The organism is Microbacterium sp. FG3, from assembly GCF_057809335.1.
Map to the genome: position 1 here is coordinate 85,603 of NZ_JBMDJT010000002.1, position 18,410 is coordinate 104,012.

Below are 18,410 nucleotides of genomic sequence, written 5' to 3' on the forward strand. Positions count from 1 at the left end.
GGGTTCAATCCTAGGTCGTCGCCGCGGTGTCCCCGATCCGCGGAACCGCCCCGGCCGGCGCGAGGAACGCGGCGGTGAGCGCCGCGACGGCATCCGACGCCGCGTGCTCGCGCAGCAGCGCCTCGGCCCCGCCGTGGCGCGCGTCGATCCGCTCGAGGGCGCCCCGCAGCAGCTCGGGCGGCGACGACACGGCCCGGTGCGCCGCGCCGCCAGGCAGCCGCGACAGGTCGGTGCCCGCGAAGAGGTCGCGGAGGTATGCCGCCCCCAGCACCTGCTCCGAGCGGGCGAAGTCGGCCAGCACGTCGGTGCGCGCGACACCGAGCGCCTCGAGGATGAGCGCCGTGACGACGCCGGTTCGGTCCTTCCCGGCCGTGCAGTGCACGAGCACCGGCCCGGGCGCGCTCGCGACCGTCTCGACCGCCGCCACGACGTCGGCGAGATGGCGGTCGATCATCACGTCGTACAGCTCGGCGAGGGTCTGGAAGCGGATGCTCGCCAGGCGGCCGCCGAAGACCGGCGCCTCCCGCACGTCGATCCCCGCCCGCTCCCAGACCGCGGGACTCAGCTCGCGCTCCCGGGGATCGCGCAGGTCGATCACGGTGGCGACGCCGAGGGAGCGCACGAGCTCGGCGATGCGGGCATCATCGCGCAGGGGCGCGGCCGAGCGATACAGGCGCCCCGGCGCGACGACGCCCTCCCGCGCCGGCAGCCCCCCGACGTCGCGGAGGTTGTGCAGCACGGCGCTCATGCCATGCCCCGGGTTCCGAGCACGGGCCGCCGCGGCAGGCGGGGAATGCTGTCGATCAGGCCGCGCGTGTACGGATGCTGCGGGCGCTCGAGGATCGCCTCGGTGTCGCCCTGCTCGACCACGCGCCCGCGGTGCATCACGGCGGTGTCCGCGCACAGCCGGTGCACGATGCCGAAGTCGTGCGACACGACGACGAGCGTGACGCCCTCGTGCTCCGCGAGCCGCCGCAGCAGCCGGATGACGTTGCGCCGCACCGAGACGTCCAGCGCCGACACCGGCTCGTCGGCGACGATCACCTCGGGGCGCGGCCCGATCGCCCGCGCGATCGCCACGCGCTGGCGCTGACCGCCCGAGAGCTCGTGGGGCCAGCGCCGCGCGAGCTCCGGTTCGAGCTCCACGGCCGCGAGCACCTCCGCCACCCGCGGCCGGGAGTCGACGCGCGGCTCGAGGATGCGCAGCGGCTCGGCGACGATGTCGCCCACCCGCATCCGGGGGTTGAGCGAGGCGAAGGGGTCCTGGAGCACGAGCTGCACGCGGCGGCGGAACCGCCGGGCGCCCGCCCCGCCGCGGGGCCCGGACGGCACCGGCTCGCCGCGGTACGCGACGGTGCCGGCGGTCGGCGTGAGCAGGCCGAGCAGCACGCGCGTGAGCGTGGTCTTGCCGGAGCCCGACTCGCCCACGATGCCGAGGCTGCGCCCCTGCTCGACGGCGAGCGAGACGCCCTCGAGCGCCGCGGCCGACCGGCGGGCGTAGCGATGGCTCACCTCGTGCAGGCGGAACAGCTCGGTCATGCGGCCACCTCCGCCTTCTCCTCGTGCGCGGGCTGCCAGCTCGTCTCGTACGCCGCGTCGACGAGCATCGCGGTGTACGCGTCGGCCGGCGCGTCGATGAGCTGCCGCGGCGTGCCCTCCTCGACGATCCGTCCGCGCCGCATCACGACGATCCGATCGCACGTCTGCATGGCGACCGCCATGTCGTGCGTCACGAGGAGCAGGCCGCTTCCCGCCGCCGCGCACCGCTCCTCGAGCAGCCGGAGCACGCGGGCCTGCACCGTGACATCGAGGGCCGTCGTCGGCTCATCGGCCACCACGAGCGACGGCCCCGCCGCCATGGCGCCCGCGATCACCACGCGCTGCCGCTGGCCGCCCGAGAGCTCGTGCGGGTAGCGGTGCACGATCGCCTCGGGCTCGGGAAGGCCCACCTCCGCCGCCAGGCGGTGCGACTCGCGCAGCCGCTCGGCGCGCGAGAGGCGTCGCCGCGCCATCAGTCCGCTGACGAGCTGGCGCCCCACCGTCTGCAGCGGATCGAGGGCCGTCGCCGGTTCCTGGAACACCATGCCGATGCGCGCGCCACGGAGGGCGGACAGCCGCCGCTCGTCCGCGCCGACGATCTCCTCGCCCTCGAACACGATGCTGCCGGCCACGGTGGCCGCGGACGGCAGGAGCCCGCTGAGGGCGAAGCACGTGAGTGACTTGCCGCTGCCGGATTCCCCGATGAGCCCCACGCGCTCCCCGGGTGCGACGGCGAACGAGACACCGTCGACGAGGCGCCGCCCGCCGATCTCGATCGTGAGGCCGGTGATGTCGAGAAGGCTCACAGCGTGGCTCCCTTGGGTTCGGGGCGCGCCGCCGCCGCGTCCTCGGCCGGCGTCGCGCGCGATCGCGGGTCGAGGACGTCGCGCAGGGCGTCGCCGAGCAGGTTGAATCCGAGCGCCACGATCACGATCGCCACAGCCGGGGCGATGAGGTACTCGGGGCGGACGACGATCTGCGACTGCAGATCGGCAAGCGAGCGCCCCCAGCTGGGCGTGGGCGGCGGCGTGCCGAAGCCGAGGTAGCTCAGCCCGGCCTCCGCCAGCGCGGCCGCCGCCATGATCTGCGTTGTGCGCACGATGAGGGTCGGCCCTACCGCCGGCAGCGCGTGCCGGGTCACGATGCGCCAGGTGCCGGCGCCGGCGGCGGTGGCGAGCAGCACGTGGTCGCTCAGCAGCGCACGGCGCAGCTCGGGCAGCACGGTCCGCGCGACGACGACCGACGCCGCCAGGCCGATCGAGATCGCGGCGACCCACGTCGACGCCCCGAATCCGGTGACGAGGATGATCGCGACGATCAGCGTCGGGAACGCGATCGCGATGTCGACGGCGCGCTCCAGCAACGACGACAGCGGTCGCGGCGTGAGCGCGAGGGCGAAGGCGATCGCGACGCCGAGAGCGGTCGCGATCCCGGTGGCCACGACCGTGGCGAGGAGGGTCACGCGCGCGCCCACGAGGAGCATGCTCACCTGATCCCGACCGAGCGAGTCGGTGCCCAGAGGGTGCGCGGGCGAGAACGGCTCCCAGCCAGCGGCGGGGTCGACGGCGAGCGGGTCGTACGGCGTCCACACGAGCGAGAGCACCGCGCTGCCGAGGAGCAGGACGACCGCGATGAGCCCGAAGACGCCACCGGGGCGGGACAGCAGCCGGCGGATCATGCGCGGGCCGCCCGGAGCCGGGGATCGACGATCCGGTACACGAGGTCGAGGAGGAGGGTCATGATCATGATGGTCGCCGTCAGCACGAGCAGCGTGCCCTGCACCTTTCCGAGGTCGCGCGTGTCGACATCCGCCAGGATCATCGATCCGATGCCCGGCAGGGCGAACACCCGCTCGACGATCACCGCGCCGGTGATGAGTCCCGCGGCCTCCAGCCCGACGACGGCGATGAGCGGCAGTGCCGTGTTCCGCAGGCCCTGGCGCAGCACGATCGCCGGCAGCCGCCACCCGCGCGAGCGCGAGGTGCGCACCCAGTCCTGCGCAAGCGCGTCCGCCGTGGCGGAGCGCACGAACCGCGCCAGCACGGCCGCCTGGGGCACGGCAAGCGTGACGGCGGGCAGCAGCAGCGATGCGAGGGCGCCGGCCGGGTCGCCCCACCGCTCCCGCGGGAATCCCTGCACGGGCAGGAGGTCGAGCTGCACAGCGAAGACGGTCACGAGCAGCAGGCCCAGCACGAAGGCGGGCACGGCGAGCCCGAGCTGCGTGAATGCGCCGATGAGCTGTCCGTACCAGCGCTCGCGGCCGACGGCGGCGAGGATGCCGAGCGGCAGCGCCACGAGCACGCTCATCGTCAGCGCCAGCAGGCACAGCGGCAGGGTGACCTGCATCTTCTCCCCGATCGCGGCGACGACGGGACGGTTGTCGAGCAGCGAGACGCCGAGGTCGCCGCGGAGCGCGCCACCGAGCCACTCGAGGTAGCGCACGATCGCGGGACGATCGAGCCCCAGCTCGGCGCGGATGAGCGCCACCTGCTCGGCCGACGCGTCGATCCCCGCCCTGGTGAGCGCGAGATCGCCGGGCAGCAGGTCGATCGCGAAGAAGATCACGGCACTCGCGACGAGCAGCGACACCGCGAGCACGGCGAGCTGACCGAGGACCAGCCGCAGCGTGGCATGGTCGCGCGTCGATCGCGGCGACGGCGGTGCCGTGGAGACGTCCCGCTCCACGGCACCGCGCTCGGTCGTGATGGTCACCGCGCGGCGACCTGGATCCCGGACACGGGCAGGCGGTTCGCGATGCCGTCGACCGGGAAGCCGGTGACGTCGGCGCTCGCCACGATCGTGGCCGTCGGCGAGAAGAGCCAGTCGCTCACGGCCTGCTCGCTGATGTGGCGCGCGAGCTCGCGCAGCTTCTCGTTGCGCTCCTCGAGCTCAAGCGCCTCGCGGGCGTCCGCCACGAGCTGCTGCGCCGTCGCGTCGTCGTAGTTCCAGTAGTAGTCCGGGTTGCTGTAGTTCTTCGCGAGCGCCGGCGCGACGTGGAGCACCATCGTCATCTCGTAGTCGCCGCCCGTGAACACCTGCTCCAGCCAGCTCGAGAACTCCATCTGCTCGATCGTCACGTCGATGCCCACCTCGGCCAGCTGGGCGGCGACGTACTCGCTGATGCGGGTGTCGTACGTGTTCGAGACGCGGAAGGTGAGCTCGAGGTCCTCCTGGCCCGCCTCGGCCAGCAGCTCGCGCGCCGACTCGGGGTCGTACGCGTCGATGTCGGTCAGGTCCTCGTACCAGGGGTCGGCCGGGCTGGCCATGCTGCCCACGCGGGTGGCCTGGCCGCCGAGCACCTCGATGAGACCGTCCTTGTCGATCGCGCGGCGGATGGCGTGCCGCACGCGCTCGTCGTTCAGCGGCTCCACCGCGTTGTTGAAGCCGAGCGTCATCCAGCTGCGCGAGTCGCCCTCGGTGAGGGTGAACGCGTCGTCGCCCTCGAACATCGACAGCGTGTCGGCCGTCGTGGTCGTGAGCACGTCGATCTCCCCGGCCAGGAGCGCGTTCGCCGCGGTGGTGGCGTCGGTCATGTAGTGGAACACCACCTCCCGGTTCAGCGGCGCCTCGCCCCAGTAGTCGTCGTTGCGCTCGAGCGTGATCGTGCTGCCCTGGTTCCACTGGGTCACGGTGTAGGGCCCCGTGCCGTTGGTCTCGTTGGCGAGGTCGACGTCCGCCCCCTCCTCGAGAATGACGCCGGCGTTCGACGTCAGGGACTCGAGGAAGTCCGAGTTGCGGGAGGCGAGGGTGATCTCCAGCGTCGAGTCGTCGACGGGGGTGATCTCGTCGATGCCGGCGAAGAGGCCCGCGTCGGGGTTGAGCGAGTCGTCGGCGGCGGCCGCCTCGAGCGACCACACCACGTCGTCCATCGTGAGCGGCGAGCCGCTGTGGAACGCGACGTCGTCGCGGATCGTGAAGGTGTACGTGAGGCCGTCGTCGCTCACCGTCCAGTCCGTCGCGAGCGCCGGCTCGAAGCCGCCCTCGCCGTCCGCGTCGACGAGGCCCTCGTAGACGTTGGGGATGAGCAGCTGCTCGAGCGAGGCGCCGGACTGCGCGCTCACGTCGAGGCTCGTCGGCTCGAGGCCGACCTGGAGGTGGACGGTCGCGTCGGTGTCGGCGGCCGATTCCATTCCGGCCTCCGTGGCGCTCGTGCCGGTCGCCGAGGCGCAGCCGGCGAGGACGAGCCCCGACACCGCGAGCAGCGGCAGGACGAGGAGCTTGCGTGACATGGGCTACCTTTCTGAAGAGCGCCGTGAGGGATCGGCGACCGTTGCGAAGCAGGACATCTAGATGTCTAAACGGGCAACGTGAACGATCGATGACGCGACGGCGACGACGAGGAGAAGGATGGGCCACACACCGCGCACCCGGCAGGGCGGCGTCCCCCTCTACCGGCGCATCGCGACGGAGCTCTGGGATCGGATCCAGAACGGCGCGCTCCAGCCGGGCGATCGCATGCCGAGCGAGGCCGAGCTCGCGGCCGAGTTCGACGTGAACCGGCTCACGGTGCGCCAGGCGGTCGTCGAGCTGCAGCGCCTCGGCGCCGTCGAGATCCGCCGCGGCACGGGCACGTTCGTGGCGACCCCGCCCGATCTCGTCGAGATCATCGCGCGCATCCCGGAGCGCGCGTCGGACGAGGATGCGACGCACGCCGCGCTCGCCGAGCACTCGGACGCCGGCGTGGACGAGCTGCGGCCGACGCGGCCGCTGCGACGCGTCGAGGAGCGGATCGTCGCCGTCACGGACGCGGCAGGGCGGCACGCCGACCTGGCCGCACAGGAGCTCGAGCTCGCCGCCGCCGACCTGTTCCGCCTCGACACCGTCATGGTCCGTGCCGGCCAGGCGTGGATCGTGAACAGCTACTGGTTCCCCCGGCGCCTCGAGGCGGTCGTCGACGCGCTGGCGGACCACGGCATGGTCATCGCCACGCTCCGCGACGGACTCGGGCTGGATCTGTCGTACCGGTGGCGCGCGTTCTCGGCCGTCGCGGCCGACTACGAAGAGGCGCGCCTGCTCGACGTGCCCACCGGCACGGCCCTGCTCGTGCGCGACGGCGTCACGGCGGATGCCACGGGTGATCCCGTGTTCTACGTGCGCCGGCGCCTGCGCGGCGACAACGCGAAGTTCGTGCTGCGGTACGGGTCCTGACCGCCGGCCACGGGCGGTCGCCGGTCAGGACCCGTGCGCGATCAGCCCAGCGCCGGGGCGCGGTCCAGCAGCGGGCCGCCCCACTCGTCGAGCAGCAGCGCCTCGAGCGCCGCACCCACCCGGTACAGTCGTGCGTCCTCTCGCGCGGGGGCGAGGAACTGGATGCCCACGGGCAGCCCGTCCTCGGCCGCGAGGCCCGACGGCACCGAGATGCCGGGGACGCCGGCGAGGTTCGCGGGAATCGTCGTGAGGTCGTTGAGGTACATCGCGAGCGGGTCGTCGATCTTCTCGCCGAGCTTGAACGCCGTGGTCGGCGCCGACGGCGTCGCGATCACGTCGACCTGTGCGAACGCCTCGGCGAAGTCGCGCTGGATGAGCGTGCGCACCTTCTGGGCGCTGCCGTAGTAGGCGTCGTAGTAGCCGGCCGACAGCGCGTAGGTGCCGAGGATGATGCGGCGCTTGACCTCGGGGCCGAAGCCCGCGTCGCGCGTGGCCGACATGACGTCCTCCACGGTGCCGCCGGGCACGTCGAGGCGCATGCCGAAGCGCACGGAGTCGAACTTGGCGAGGTTGCTCGACGCCTCGGCGGGCAGGATCAGGTAGTACGCCGCCACGGCGTACTCGAAGTGCGGGGCGCTGATCTCGACGATCTCGGCGCCCTGCGCCTCGAGCCGCGCGAGCGCCTCGCGGAACGATGCCGCCACGCCCGGCTGGAAGCCGACGTCGGGCAGCTCCTTCACCACACCGATCCGCAGGCCCTTGAGCACCTCGCCCGAGGCGCCCTCCGCCGCGGCGAGGGCCATGGATGGCCATTCGCCGGGGATCGAGGTGGAGTCGTTCGGATCGTGCCCCGCGATGATGTCCTGCAGCAGGCCCGCGTCGGCGACCGTGCGGGTGACGGGGCCGACCTGGTCGAGGCTGGAGGCGAGCGCGATCGCACCGTAGCGGCTCACGGCGCCGTACGTCGGCTTCACGCCGACCGTGCCGGTGACGTGCGCGGGCTGGCGGATCGATCCGCCCGTGTCCGATCCGAGCGCCAGCGGGGCCTCGAACGCCGCGACGGCCGCGGCCGAGCCACCGCCCGATCCGCCGGGGATCCGGTCGAGGTCCCACGGGTTGCGCGTCGGGCCGTATGCCGAGTGCTCCGTCGACGAGCCCATCGCGAACTCGTCCATGTTGGTCTTGCCGAGCGGCACGAGCCCAGCGGCGCGGGCGCGGGCGACGACCGTGGCGTCGTAGGGCGACATGTACCCCTCGAGGATCCGCGATCCCGAGGTGGACGGCATGTCGGTGGTGACGAGCACGTCCTTGATCGCCAGCGGCACGCCCGCGAGCGGCGGCAGCTCCTCCCCCGCGGCACGGCGCTCGTCGATCGAGCGGGCCACGTCGAGGGCGTGGTCGCTCACGTGCAGGAACGCTCCCACGCTGCCGTCCACCGCGGCGATGCGGTCGAGGTGCGCCTGCGTGGCGTCGACGCTCGAGATCTCGCCGTCGGCGAGGTGCGCGGCCAGCTCGGCCGCCGACATCCGGATGACGTCGTCCATCACTGCTCCTCGCCCAGGATCGCGGTCACGCGGAACCGGTCGCCGTCCCGGTCGGGCGCGTTCTGCAGCGCCTCGTCGACCGTGAGCATGTTGCCGGGCTCATCGGGCCGGTACACGTTCTGCATCGGGATCGGGTGGCTCGTCGCGGGGACGTCGGCGGACGCGACCTCGCTGACCTTGGCGATGTTCTCGACGATCACGTCGAGCTCGCGGGTGAGGCGCGTCACCTCCTCGTCGCTCAGCTGGATCCGGGCGAGCACACCGAGATGGCGCACGAGATCGGGAGTGATTTCAGACACCCCACGAGTCTAGTCGGGCTCAGTCCTCGTCCTGCTCGGCCAGCACCCGGGCTGGCATGCCGTCGCGCGCCGCCTTCTTCGTCGCCGCGAGGATCTCCGGCTGGTCGGCGTACTCCTCGTCGGCGATCTCGTCCATCTGCCGCTGCCACTCGCGCAGCGCGAGATCATGCGCCTTCAGCAGCGCCCTGCCGAGGCTCGCCGGCGGCTCCTGCGGCGCCCACTCGGCGAACTCGACGGCCTGGAGCAGACCCGACGCGTCCAGTTCCACCCGCACCTCGCGGCGCGGCGACCATACCGAGGGACGCAGCGCCGTCATGCGCGCGGCCGCGCCCTGGGCGGCCGCGAGCCGCGCCCCCGCCTGCTCGCGCAGCTTGGCGATGTGTTCTCGTGCCTCGTCGGCGTCGCGGAAGATCATGCGCGCTCCTCCCCCGTGGTCGCGGCGCCCTGCCGCGACGGGAGCATCGCCAGCAGCCGCCTGCGCAGCGTGTCGTCGTGCAGCGCGGCCGCGCCACCCGCGCTCACCATCGCGGGACGCCGCCGCTCGCGAGCCTCGCGCACCGTGGCCATGACGATCTCCTCGAGCTCGCCGGCCTCCAGCTCGGCGATCGACGGCGCGAAGCGCACGTCCGCCAGCAGGCCACGCTCGTCCAGTGTCACCGCCACCTCGCGGTCGGCCGATTCCACCGTCGTCGGCGTCACCTCGGCGATCTCCTGCTGCATGCGCATCGCGCGCTCCAGCTGCGCCGCGATCTGCTGCTCGACCTGTGCGTACTCGCGTCCGGCGTCCGTCATGTCGTCTCGCTCTCGATCCGTGTTCCTGCGAAGTCGGGTGCCCGATCGGCCTGCGCGCAGCCGGTCACCGGAGGGTGCCCTGCATCAGCTGCGCGTACCGCACGCCCAGCCCGTGGGCGAGCTCGAGCCGCTGGATGTCGCTCTCGACGTTGATCGAGAGCTGGTCGCAGACGTACACCGTCTGGCCAGCCGAGGCGATGAGCATGCGCGTGCGCCGCGCCCCGGCGGGCGCCGCCGGCGCGCCGGCCTCGAGCAGGGGGCCCAGCACGCTCTGCAACGCCGCGACGCCGGCCGGCTCGCACCAGATGTGCGTGCCGCCCGCGCGCTCGAGGTGGGTCATGCCCTGCACGTGGGGCGTGAAGTAGGCGCGGCGCTTCAGGTCGTAGATCGCGTCGAACCAGCGGCCGCTCCCCATCATCACGTAGGCGCGCGGCACCGCGACACCGGCGTCGACCGCGCTCACGCTGCGGAAGAACTGCGAGGGATGCACCCCGCCCACGAACGGGGCACGATCGTGCACGTACGCGTTCCTGCCGCCGAACGGCCCCGTGATCTCGTCCTCGACCGTGACGTCGACGCGCGCCAGCACGCCCGAGAGGATGTCCGGACGGATCGACGCGGTCGGGGCGTAGGACCAGCCGTGGGCGGCCGCCCACTCCCGCCGGCCCTCGCGCAGCGCTTCCCTCATGACAGGCACCGTACCGCGGACGTCATCCGACGTTCCCGAGCGCGACGATCGTCGCGAGCGCCTTCTGGATGGCGCCGATCGCCTCGACGAGCTCGTCGGCCAGCATCGCGCCCTTGCTGATGACGGTGACCAGCTCGTCCATCATGGTCGCGACATCGCCCGCCGTCTTCGCGATCGCGGTGCACGCCTGCGTGATGACGGCCGGCAGCGCGATGCCGCCGCTCGCCACCGTCTCGATGACGTAGATGATGAGCTTGCCGACGAGGTCGGCGATGATCGCCTTGGCGAGGTCGCGGATGGCGGCGACGACCTCCGACGCGATGATCATCCCGGATCCGATCCCGGCCGCACCGACGGCGAGACCCGCGGCTGCCTCGTGAAGCCGGCTCAGCGCCTCGCGGTACGCATCTCCCGCGGCACCGACCCAGACCGACACGGACTCGGTGATCAGCTGCTGGATCTCGGTGGCCTTCAGCTCCAGGGCGCCGGACACGTTCGTCCAGGTCTGGCCGAGGCTCTCGACCAGCGCCGGATTGCCGGCGAGCAGGTCGAGCTGCATCGGCAGCGGCGGCACATAGTCGAGCAGGAACGAGGCGACGGACGACGCGAGCGTTCCGAACGGGTCGATGATGGCGGCCGCGGTCGACGCGACCCCGGCGCCGACGGCGAGGAGTCCGCTGGCCCAGTCGCCCTCGCCGAACTCGCGCGCCGCCGACACGATCTCGGCGGCGATCGGGATGTTCGACGCGATCGAGCCCAGCGGGTCCTGGATGAGCGACTCGTACGTGTGCAGGAAGTCGCCGGCGTCGGTGGCGATCAGATCGTTCACGCGGTGTCTCCGTTCCGCCTCGGTGCGCGCGCGGCGCCGGGATCACGCAGGGATGACATCGGGACCTCCGTCGGTGCGGGGCGGGAAGTACGGCGCCGGCCGCACATCGGGCTGGATCGGGTCGTAGCGCGGGATGTGCGGCTGCGACGGCCCGGGCGGCAGGTGCGGCATGGGCGGACGCGATCCGTCCGGATCGAGTGGGCGATACGGCGAGCTCGGGTCGAAGCCGCGCCACCGCTCGGCGCTGTCCTCGTCGGCGCGGCGATACTCGTCGCATGCCTCACGGGCGCGGGACGCGAGGCGCTCGAGCGCCTCGATGAGCGCGTTGATGCCGGCGCCCTCGCGCGTGCCGAGATACGTGGCGGCCGGAGTGAAGAACGAGCACAGCAGCCCGAACGCCGCCGGCGTCAGCGCGAGGTTGAACGTCGCCGCTCCCCGGATGTCGCCGAAGCCGTCCGACACCGACTGCACGGCGCCGCCCGCGCGGCACATGCCCTCCAGCTCGACCTCGAAGCCCTGTGCCTGCATCGAAGACTCCCCCCGTCTGTCGTCACCCCGTGCGGGTGTGCTCCCGTCACGATACGGCGACCGCGCGAATCCCGCGATGAGTACAACTCCCCATGCCGGCCTCGTGCCGTCAGCCGCCGAGCTTCTCCTGGAGCTGCTGCTTCACCTGGCGGCGCAGGACCTTGCCGATCATGGACTTCGGCAGCTCGTCGACCACGACGAGTCGCCGCGGCGCCTTGTAGGGCGTGAGCACCTTCTTCACGAACGACCGCACCTCCTCCGGATCGAACTCCGGGGTGCCGTCGAGCACGACCGCCGCGACGACCTCCTCGCCGTTCGCGCCCGGCATGCCCACGACGGCGGCGTCGGCGATGGCCGGGTGCTGGCGCAGCGCGCTCTCCACCTCGGTGGGCGCCACGTTGAAGCCGCCCGTGATGATGAGCTCCTTGAGGCGGTCGACCACGCGGAAGAAGCCGTCCTCGTCCATCTCGACGATGTCGCCCGTGCGGAACCAGCCGTCGAGGAAGACGCGCTCGGTCTCCTCGGGCTTGCCGTAGTACCCGCCGAAGACCTGCGGTCCGCGCACGACGAGCTCGCCCGCCTGCCCCTGCGGCACGTCCTCGCCCGTGTCGGGATCCACGACGCGGGCCTCGGTGCCCGGCAGCGGCAGGCCGATGGAGCCGGCCTTGCGGTGCGGCGCGACGGGATTCACGATGAGCACCGGCGAGCATTCCGACAGGCCGTACCCCTCGACGAGGTAGCCCTTCGTCTCGGCCTCCCACGGCTCGACGAGCGCCGGGTCGAGCGCCATGGCGCCGGACACGCCGATCCGCGTGCCCTCGAGCGAGACGCCCTTCTCCTGCGCGCGGGCGAGCAGGCGCTGCGCGATCGGGGGCACCGCCGGCAGCACGGTCGCGGGGTGCTTCTTCGTGACGGCGAGCACCATGTCCGGGTCGAACTTCGGGAACAGCACGAGCCGCGCGGCCTGCGACATCGCGAACGTGAGGCACAGCGTGAGCCCGTATGCGTGGAACATCGGCAGCACGGCGTAGACGACGGTGCCGAGCCCGCGCTTCACCTCGGGGATCCACGCGCGCGCCTGCGCCGCGTTCGCGAGCAGGTTGCGGTGCGTCAGCGCGGCCCCCTTGGGGTCGCCGGTCGTGCCGCTCGTGTACTGGATGATCGCGACGTCGTCCGTTTCCGGGCCGGGCAGGTCGGGGTCGAGCGGCGCGTGCCCGACGATCCGCTCCCACGCGACGGCACCGCGCACCGGCTCCGTGAGCTGCCGACGCGACTCCCGCAGCTTCGGGATCGGCAGCCGCAGCGCGAACTGCATGACGGCGGGCATGCCCTTGGTCACGTCCACCGAGATGAGCGTCTCCACTGCCAGATCCGCCGGGAACTCCTGCACCGTCCGAGCCACCTTGCTCCACACGATCGCATGCTTCGCACCGTGGTCCTCGAACTGCTTGCGCAGCTCCCGCGGCGTGTAGAGCGGGTTGTGCTCGACGACGATCGCGCCGAGGCGAAGCACGGCGTAGAACGCGATGATGTGCTGCGAGCAGTTGGGCAGGATGATCGCGACCGGGTCGCCCTTGCGCACGCCCAGCGCCCGCAGCCCCGCCGCGGCGCGCTCGATCGCCGCGGCCAGCGCCGCGTAGGTCGTCTCACGGCCGAAGAACTGCAGCGCGGGCGCGTCGGGGAAGTCGCGCGCCGAATCGGCGACGAGATCCATCAGCGAGCCGGAGATCGGCGCCAGATCCTCGGGCACGCCCTCGGCGTACGAGGCGGTCCACGGGCGGGGCGGATCGAACACGGTGGTCACCCTGCCATCGTACGGGGCGGTCCCGCCGACGGCCGGACGGCGCCCCGCCCGCGCGGAACGCGTGCGAGCATGGCGCCGTCGGGCCCGTACGTCAGGACTCGCGGCTCGGGCGCACGCCCTCGAGCACGATGGCGCCGGTGCGCGTGAACTCGTCCTGGATGTCGTCCTGGCCCGCCCCCTCCGCGCGGAAGGTGGCCAGGCTCACGACGACGGCCGCGAGCAGCGCGAGGACGAAGCCGGGCAGCAGCTCGTAGAGGTCCGAGACGGGCGCGGGCAGGTACTGCCACGCGAAGACGACCACCGAGCCCACGACCATTCCGGCCAGCGCACCCCAGGTCGTCAGCCGGCGCCAGAACAGCGACAGCAGGATGACCGGACCGAACGCCGCGCCGAAGCCCGCCCACGCGAAGCCCACGAGCGCGAGGATCGAGCTGTTGGGATCGAGTGCCAGCACCATCGCCACGATCGAGACGACGAGCACACCGGCGCGCCCGAGCCAGAGGCCGCCCTGCGCGGAGGGCTTGCGGCGGAAGAAGGCCTGGGCGATGTCGTCGACGAGCGCCGAGGAGGAGACGATCAGCTGGCTGGAGATGGTCGACATGATGGCGGCGACGACGGCGGCGAGCACGAGACCCGCGATGAACGGGTGGAACAGCGTCTGCGCCATCACGAGCACGACCGTCTCGGCCGTGACGTCGTCGAGCACGACGCCCTGCTGGCGCAGGTACGCGATGCCGATGAAGCCGGCGAGCACCGTGCCCAGCAGCGAGACGACCATCCAGCCCATGCCGATGCGCCGGGCGACCTTCGCCTCCTTCGCGCTGCGCAGCGCCATGAAGCGCACGATGATGTGCGGCTGACCGAAGTAGCCGAGGCCCCAGGCGACGGCCGAGACGACGGCGAGCACGCTCGCGCCCGTCACTTCGCCGCCGAACCACGACGCCTGCTCCGCGGTGAGCTGCCCCGTCACCTCGTCGAGGCTGCCGACGGCGACGAACGCGAGGATCGGGACCGCGATGAGCGCGAGCATCATCATGATCCCCTGCACGAAGTCGGTGAACGAGGCGCCGAGGAAGCCGCCGAACAGCGAGTACAGCACGGTGATGCCGCCGACGAGGAGCATGCCGATGAGATAGACGTTCGCCCCGTCGTCGAAGAGCGCGCCGAACGAGCTCTCGAAGAACTTGCCGCCCGCGACCATGCCGCTGGAGACGTACAGCGTGAAGAAGACGAGGATGACGATGCCGGCGACGATCCGCAGCACGCGCGAGCGGTCGTGCAGCCGGTTCTCGAAGAAGGTGGGGACGGTGAGCGCGTTGCCCGCCACCTCGGTGTAGGCGCGCAGGCGCGGCGCGACGAGCTTCCAGTTCAGGTACGCACCGATGGTGAGGCCGATGGCCATCCACGCCTCCATGAGGCCGGAGAGGTAGATCGCGCCGGGCAGGCCCATCATGAGCCAGCCCGACATGTCGGAGGCGCCGGCGCTGAGCGCGGCCACCGGTGCGGGCAGGTTGCGCCCGCCGAGGACGTAGTCCTCGTCGCTCTTGGTCTGCGTGAACCCGTAGAAGCCGATGGCGATCATCGCCGCGAAGTACACGGCGAGGGCGATGAGGTAGACGACGGTGTCGGACATGACAGGAGATCCTCCCTGATCGGTGCAGCCGCCACGATACGGGCAGACGCTGACGGGGTCTCGGATCTCGGCTTGCTAGACACGCGCGCGTCGCGCGCACGCGTAGGGAGAAGGAGCGGTCGATGCAAGTCGGCCGCCCCGGCGCCGCGCCCGCCGGGGCGGCCGCGCCGGCCTCACCAGCGGTCGTGCACGAGCGGGCGGATCGCCTCGTCGTAGAGGTCGCGCACGCCGTCGAGGAACTCCTGCGGCAGCGGGCCGACCTCACCGGCGGCGGCGTTCGCCCTCGCCTGCTCCGGGTTGCGGGCACCGGGGATGACGGTGGTCACCCCGGGCTGCTGCGCCACCCACGCCAGGGCGGCGGTGGCGGGCTCGAGGCCCGCGGCGCGCGCGAGCTCGGCGAAGCGGCCGGCCGCGTCGACGCCGACCTCGTAGTCGACGCCCGAGAACGTCTCTCCCACGTCGAACGCCTCGCCGCGCCGGTTGTAGCTGCGGTGGTCGTTCTGCGCAAACGTCGTCTCGCGCGTGTACCGTCCGCTCAGGAGCCCGCTCGCCAGCGGCACGCGCGCGATGATGCCCACGCCGGCGTCGACGGCGGCGGGCAGCACCTCGTCGAGTGGCTTGCGCCGGAAGGCGTTGAGGATGATCTGGACGCTCGCCACCGAGGGCCGCGCGATCGCGCGGCGCGCCTCGGCGACCGTCTCGACGCTCACGCCGTAGCTCGCGATCGCGCCGTCGGCGACGAGGGTGTCGAGGTCGTCGAAGACGCGATCGGTCTCGTACACGTCGCTCGTCGGGCAGTGCAGCTGCACGAGGTCGAGCGTGTCGACGCCGAGGTTGCGGCGGGACCGGTCCGTCCACGCGCGGAAGTTGTCGAGGGTGGCGTGCGCGAGGTCCGGTGCCTCCGCCCGGCGGATCATCTTCGTCGCCACCGTGACGCCGGCGTCGGGGTGCGCGCGCAGCCAGCCGCCGATGAGCTGCTCGCTGCGGCCGTCGCCGTAGACGTCGGCCGTGTCGAAGAAGGTCACGCCGGCCTCGTGCGCGGCATCGAGCACGGCGAGGGCGTCGCTCTCGGCGACGTCGCCCCAGTCCGCGCCCAGCTGCCACGTGCCGAGGCCGATGATCGAGCTGTCGCGTCCGGTGCGTCCGAGGGTGCGCTGCTCCATGGCTCCAGCCTAGGGCGTCGCGCCGTCGTCCTGCGCGGCGGGCGGGAGCGCGTCCGGACCCTCCGTCACGAGCAGGTGGAACGCGGCCGCGTCGATGATCCGCACGCCGAGCGCCTCGGCCTTGGCCAGCTTCGAGCCCGCGCCGGGGCCGGCGGCGACGAAGTCGGTCTTCTTGCTCACGCTCGAGGACGCCTTGCCGCCGGCGCGGATGATCGCCTCCTGCGCGCCCTCGCGCGTGTAGCCCTCGAGCGACCCGGTCGCGACGACCGTGATGCCGTCGAGCACGCCGCCGGCGGAGGCCGCGCCGGGGCCGGGGTGGCCCGGCGTCTCGAACCGGACGCCCGCGGCGGTCCACCGCTCGACGATCTCGCGGTGCCAGTCGGCCTCGAACCACTCCAGGAGCGAGTCGGCGATGATCGGGCCGACCCCCTCGACCGCCGCGAGCTCGTCGCGCGAGGCGGCGCGGATCGCCTCGAGCGATCCGAACCAGCCGGCCAGGGCGCGCGCCGCCACCGGCCCGACGTGGCGGATGTTGAGCGCCACGAGCAGGCGCCACAGGTCCTTCGTCTTCGCCTTCTCGAGCTCGTCGAGCAGCTTGAGCGCCTGCGACGAGACGATGTGCGTCTCGTTCCCGTCGAACGGTCCGTTCGGATCGAACGGCGGATCGGCGTCCTTGCCCGACGGCTTCCGCTTGCGCCGGAACGGGCTGCGGGGCTTGGCGCGCCCGGAGGCGTCCTCGCGCGGCAGGCCGGTCTCGGGGTCGCGCACGACCACGTCGATCGGGAACAGGTCCTCGAGCCGGAGGTCGAACAGTCCGGCCTCCGTGCGCAGCGGCGGATCGGCGGGCACGTCGGGCTGGGTCAGCGCGGCGGCGGTGACCTCGCCGAGCGCCTCGATGTCGAGCGCGCCGCGGGATCCGATGTGCTCCACGCGGCCGCGCACCTGCGCGGGGCAGTCCTTGCCGTTGGGGCAGCGGAGGTCGATGTCCCCCTCCTTCATGGGCCGCAGCGGTGTGCCGCACTCGGGGCACGCGCTCGGCATGACGAACGCCCTCTCGGATCCGTCGCGCTTCTCGACGACGGGGCCGAGCACCTCGGGGATGACGTCGCCCGCCTTGCGCAGCACGACGGTGTCTCCGATGAGCACGCCCTTGGCCTTGACGACGTCCTGGTTGTGCAGCGTCGCCTGGCGCACGACCGATCCGGCCACGTGCGCGGGCTCCATGACGGCGTACGGTGTGGCGCGGCCGGTGCGCCCGACCGACACGACGATGTCGAGCAGGCGCGTGTGCACCTCCTCCGGCGGGTACTTGTACGCGATCGCCCAGCGCGGGGCGCGGCTGGTCATGCCGAGCTCGTCGTGCAGCGCGAGCTCGTCCACCTTGACGACGATGCCGTCCAGCTCGTGCTCGACGGCGTGCCGGTTCTCGCCGAAGTGCGCGACGAACGACACGACCTCGTCCACGCCCTGGCACACGCGCGCGTGCGGGCTGGTCGGCAGTCCCCACGCGGCGAGCAGCTCGTACACCTCGCTCTGGGCCGCGACGGGCGGATCGGGCCACGCGCCGATGCCATGCACGTACAGCCGCAGCGAGCCGACGCGCGCGAGCGCCGCCTCGAGCTCGAGGCCCTGCTTCTTCTCGATCTGCTGGCGCAGGCCGCCGCTGGCGGCGTTGCGCGGGTTCGCGAAGGCGGGGAAGCGCCGGGCCGCGGCCGCGGTCGCCCGCGCCTCGTCGAACGCGCGCCCGCGAGCGCCGGCGCGCTCCCGGGCCTCGGCCACCGCGCGCTCGCGGTACTCCGCCTGCAGCGCGTTGAGCCGCTCGAAGGCGGCGACGGGGATGAACACCTCGCCGCGCACCTCGACGATCGGCGGATGCCCCTCGCCCGAGAGCCGCTCGGGGATGTCCGCGAGACGGAGGGCGTTCTCCGTCACGATCTCGCCCACGCGGCCGTCGCCCCGCGTGGCGGCGGAGGTGAGCACCCCGTTCTCGTAGCGCAGCGAGATCGCGAGGCCGTCGATCTTCAGCTCGGTCAGCCACGCCACCTCTCGGCCGGCCGCCGCCTGCGTCTTCGCACACCAGTCGCGCAGCTCCTCGACGGAGAACACGTTGTCGAGGCTGAGCATGCGCTCGGCGTGCTCGATCGTCGCCAGCTCCGTGCCGTCCGCGGCGCCCACGGCCTGCGTCGGCGAGTCCTGGCCCTGCAGCTCGGGATAGCGGCGCTCGAGCGCCTCGAGCCGGCGCATCCACCCGTCGTAGGTCGCGTCGTCCACGAGCGAGGCGTCGCGCCCGTAGTACGCCTCCTTCGCCTCGAGGATCCACTCCGTGAGCGCGCGTGCCTCGGCGCGCGCCTCGTCGAGGGTCAGCTGCTCGATCTCATCCGCCACACCCCGAGTCTAGATTCGGTCTGCGACATCCCCCGGGGGCTTGCGCCGCGCGGGCGCG

General features: G+C 72.6%; 18 protein-coding genes. 1 reads left to right on the forward strand and 17 read right to left on the reverse strand.

Annotation, left to right across the window (positions count from 1 at the left end; translation table 11 throughout):
- Window positions 1-10: 10 nt before the first annotated feature.
- The 6 genes from ACODR5_RS01185 to ACODR5_RS01210 are packed head-to-tail and all read right to left on the reverse strand — an operon-like array spanning window position 11 to window position 5,768.
- Window positions 11-748, reverse strand: coding sequence for a tyrosine-protein phosphatase (locus tag ACODR5_RS01185; protein WP_449853237.1), 738 nt, complete (start codon window positions 746-748; stop codon window positions 11-13).
- Window positions 745-1,539: an ABC transporter ATP-binding protein gene (locus ACODR5_RS01190; protein ID WP_449853238.1), complete on the reverse strand. Its 795-nt coding sequence runs from the start codon at window positions 1,537-1,539 to the stop codon at window positions 745-747. Before ACODR5_RS01190 ends, ACODR5_RS01185 begins: the two co-directional genes overlap by 4 nt.
- On the reverse strand, window positions 1,536-2,345 hold the full coding sequence (locus ACODR5_RS01195) for an ABC transporter ATP-binding protein (protein ID WP_449853239.1): 810 nt from the start codon (window positions 2,343-2,345) through the stop codon (window positions 1,536-1,538). The genes ACODR5_RS01190 and ACODR5_RS01195 overlap by 4 nt, the downstream gene beginning before the upstream one ends.
- The gene (locus ACODR5_RS01200) at window positions 2,342-3,217 is read right to left on the reverse strand and encodes an ABC transporter permease (RefSeq protein WP_488982465.1); all 876 of its coding nucleotides are present in this window, start codon (window positions 3,215-3,217) and stop codon (window positions 2,342-2,344) included. The genes ACODR5_RS01195 and ACODR5_RS01200 overlap by 4 nt, the downstream gene beginning before the upstream one ends.
- Window positions 3,214-4,251 (reverse strand): ABC transporter permease, encoded by a 1,038-nt coding sequence (locus tag ACODR5_RS01205; protein ID WP_488982466.1) that lies wholly within the window; start codon window positions 4,249-4,251, stop codon window positions 3,214-3,216. Before ACODR5_RS01205 ends, ACODR5_RS01200 begins: the two co-directional genes overlap by 4 nt.
- Window positions 4,248-5,768 (reverse strand): ABC transporter substrate-binding protein, encoded by a 1,521-nt coding sequence (locus ACODR5_RS01210; protein WP_488982467.1) that lies wholly within the window; start codon window positions 5,766-5,768, stop codon window positions 4,248-4,250. Before ACODR5_RS01210 ends, ACODR5_RS01205 begins: the two co-directional genes overlap by 4 nt.
- Before the next feature lie 118 nt (window positions 5,769-5,886).
- Here ACODR5_RS01210 and ACODR5_RS01215 point away from each other — a divergent pair, with 118 nt between their 5' ends.
- Window positions 5,887-6,687 carry a GntR family transcriptional regulator gene (locus tag ACODR5_RS01215; protein WP_449853243.1) on the forward strand — a complete coding sequence of 267 codons (801 nt, stop codon included), beginning with the start codon at window positions 5,887-5,889 and terminating at the stop codon, window positions 6,685-6,687.
- A 41-nt stretch (window positions 6,688-6,728) separates the two neighbouring features.
- Here the strand turns inward: ACODR5_RS01215 and gatA are convergent, their stop codons facing one another.
- The 11 genes from gatA to ligA all read right to left on the reverse strand — a co-directional run bounded on the left by gatA (window position 6,729) and on the right by ligA (window position 18,352).
- Complete coding sequence (gatA, locus tag ACODR5_RS01220; RefSeq protein WP_460815380.1) at window positions 6,729-8,231, reverse strand: Asp-tRNA(Asn)/Glu-tRNA(Gln) amidotransferase subunit GatA; 1,503 nt, start codon at window positions 8,229-8,231, stop codon at window positions 6,729-6,731.
- Window positions 8,231-8,530 (reverse strand): Asp-tRNA(Asn)/Glu-tRNA(Gln) amidotransferase subunit GatC, encoded by a 300-nt coding sequence (gene gatC, locus ACODR5_RS01225; RefSeq protein ID WP_460815379.1) that lies wholly within the window; start codon window positions 8,528-8,530, stop codon window positions 8,231-8,233. Before gatC ends, gatA begins: the two co-directional genes overlap by 1 nt.
- A gap of 19 nt (window positions 8,531-8,549) precedes the next feature.
- Window positions 8,550-8,945, reverse strand: a complete 396-nt coding sequence (locus tag ACODR5_RS01230) for a hypothetical protein (RefSeq protein ID WP_488982468.1) — start codon at window positions 8,943-8,945, stop codon at window positions 8,550-8,552.
- Complete coding sequence (locus tag ACODR5_RS01235) at window positions 8,942-9,322, reverse strand: YbaB/EbfC family nucleoid-associated protein (protein WP_488982469.1); 381 nt, start codon at window positions 9,320-9,322, stop codon at window positions 8,942-8,944. Before ACODR5_RS01235 ends, ACODR5_RS01230 begins: the two co-directional genes overlap by 4 nt.
- Window positions 9,323-9,386: 64 nt before the next feature.
- Window positions 9,387-10,010 (reverse strand): hypothetical protein, encoded by a 624-nt coding sequence (locus tag ACODR5_RS01240; protein ID WP_488982470.1) that lies wholly within the window; start codon window positions 10,008-10,010, stop codon window positions 9,387-9,389.
- Window positions 10,011-10,032: 22 nt separating this feature from the next.
- Window positions 10,033-10,839 (reverse strand): hypothetical protein, encoded by an 807-nt coding sequence (locus tag ACODR5_RS01245; protein WP_488982471.1) that lies wholly within the window; start codon window positions 10,837-10,839, stop codon window positions 10,033-10,035.
- A 42-nt stretch (window positions 10,840-10,881) separates the two neighbouring features.
- Entirely contained in the window at window positions 10,882-11,367 is a 486-nt protein-coding gene (locus ACODR5_RS01250) for a hypothetical protein (RefSeq protein ID WP_449853250.1), read from the reverse strand.
- A gap of 109 nt (window positions 11,368-11,476) precedes the next feature.
- A complete protein-coding gene (locus ACODR5_RS01255; protein ID WP_488982472.1) occupies window positions 11,477-13,171 on the reverse strand; it encodes a long-chain-fatty-acid--CoA ligase in 1,695 nt (564 codons plus the stop codon).
- 91 nt (window positions 13,172-13,262) lie between these two features.
- A complete protein-coding gene (gene putP, locus ACODR5_RS01260) occupies window positions 13,263-14,804 on the reverse strand; it encodes a sodium/proline symporter PutP (protein WP_488982473.1) in 1,542 nt (513 codons plus the stop codon).
- A gap of 173 nt (window positions 14,805-14,977) precedes the next feature.
- Window positions 14,978-15,967: an aldo/keto reductase gene (locus ACODR5_RS01265; protein ID WP_488982474.1), complete on the reverse strand. Its 990-nt coding sequence runs from the start codon at window positions 15,965-15,967 to the stop codon at window positions 14,978-14,980.
- Between the two features lie 9 nt (window positions 15,968-15,976).
- Window positions 15,977-18,352 (reverse strand): NAD-dependent DNA ligase LigA, encoded by a 2,376-nt coding sequence (gene ligA / locus ACODR5_RS01270; protein ID WP_488982475.1) that lies wholly within the window; start codon window positions 18,350-18,352, stop codon window positions 15,977-15,979.
- Window positions 18,353-18,410 lie beyond the last annotated feature (58 nt).

What these genes read in the sequence shown, in the direction of transcription:
- ACODR5_RS01185 (WP_449853237.1), bottom strand. Translation starts at nt 748, where the DNA reads ATGAGCGCCGTGCTGCACAACCTCCGCGACGTCGGGGGGCTGCCGGCG.
- ACODR5_RS01190 (WP_449853238.1), bottom strand. Translation starts at nt 1,539, where the DNA reads ATGACCGAGCTGTTCCGCCTGCACGAGGTGAGCCATCGCTACGCCCGC.
- ACODR5_RS01200 (WP_488982465.1), bottom strand. Translation starts at nt 3,217, where the DNA reads ATGATCCGCCGGCTGCTGTCCCGCCCCGGTGGCGTCTTCGGGCTCATC.
- ACODR5_RS01210 (WP_488982467.1), bottom strand. Translation starts at nt 5,768, where the DNA reads ATGTCACGCAAGCTCCTCGTCCTGCCGCTGCTCGCGGTGTCGGGGCTC.
- ACODR5_RS01215 (WP_449853243.1), top strand. Translation starts at nt 5,887, where the DNA reads ATGGGCCACACACCGCGCACCCGGCAGGGCGGCGTCCCCCTCTACCGG.
- gatA (WP_460815380.1), bottom strand. Translation starts at nt 8,231, where the DNA reads ATGGACGACGTCATCCGGATGTCGGCGGCCGAGCTGGCCGCGCACCTC.
- ACODR5_RS01230 (WP_488982468.1), bottom strand. Translation starts at nt 8,945, where the DNA reads ATGATCTTCCGCGACGCCGACGAGGCACGAGAACACATCGCCAAGCTG.
- ACODR5_RS01235 (WP_488982469.1), bottom strand. Translation starts at nt 9,322, where the DNA reads ATGACGGACGCCGGACGCGAGTACGCACAGGTCGAGCAGCAGATCGCG.
- ACODR5_RS01240 (WP_488982470.1), bottom strand. Translation starts at nt 10,010, where the DNA reads ATGAGGGAAGCGCTGCGCGAGGGCCGGCGGGAGTGGGCGGCCGCCCAC.
- ACODR5_RS01250 (WP_449853250.1), bottom strand. Translation starts at nt 11,367, where the DNA reads ATGCAGGCACAGGGCTTCGAGGTCGAGCTGGAGGGCATGTGCCGCGCG.
- putP (WP_488982473.1), bottom strand. Translation starts at nt 14,804, where the DNA reads ATGTCCGACACCGTCGTCTACCTCATCGCCCTCGCCGTGTACTTCGCG.
- ACODR5_RS01265 (WP_488982474.1), bottom strand. Translation starts at nt 15,967, where the DNA reads ATGGAGCAGCGCACCCTCGGACGCACCGGACGCGACAGCTCGATCATC.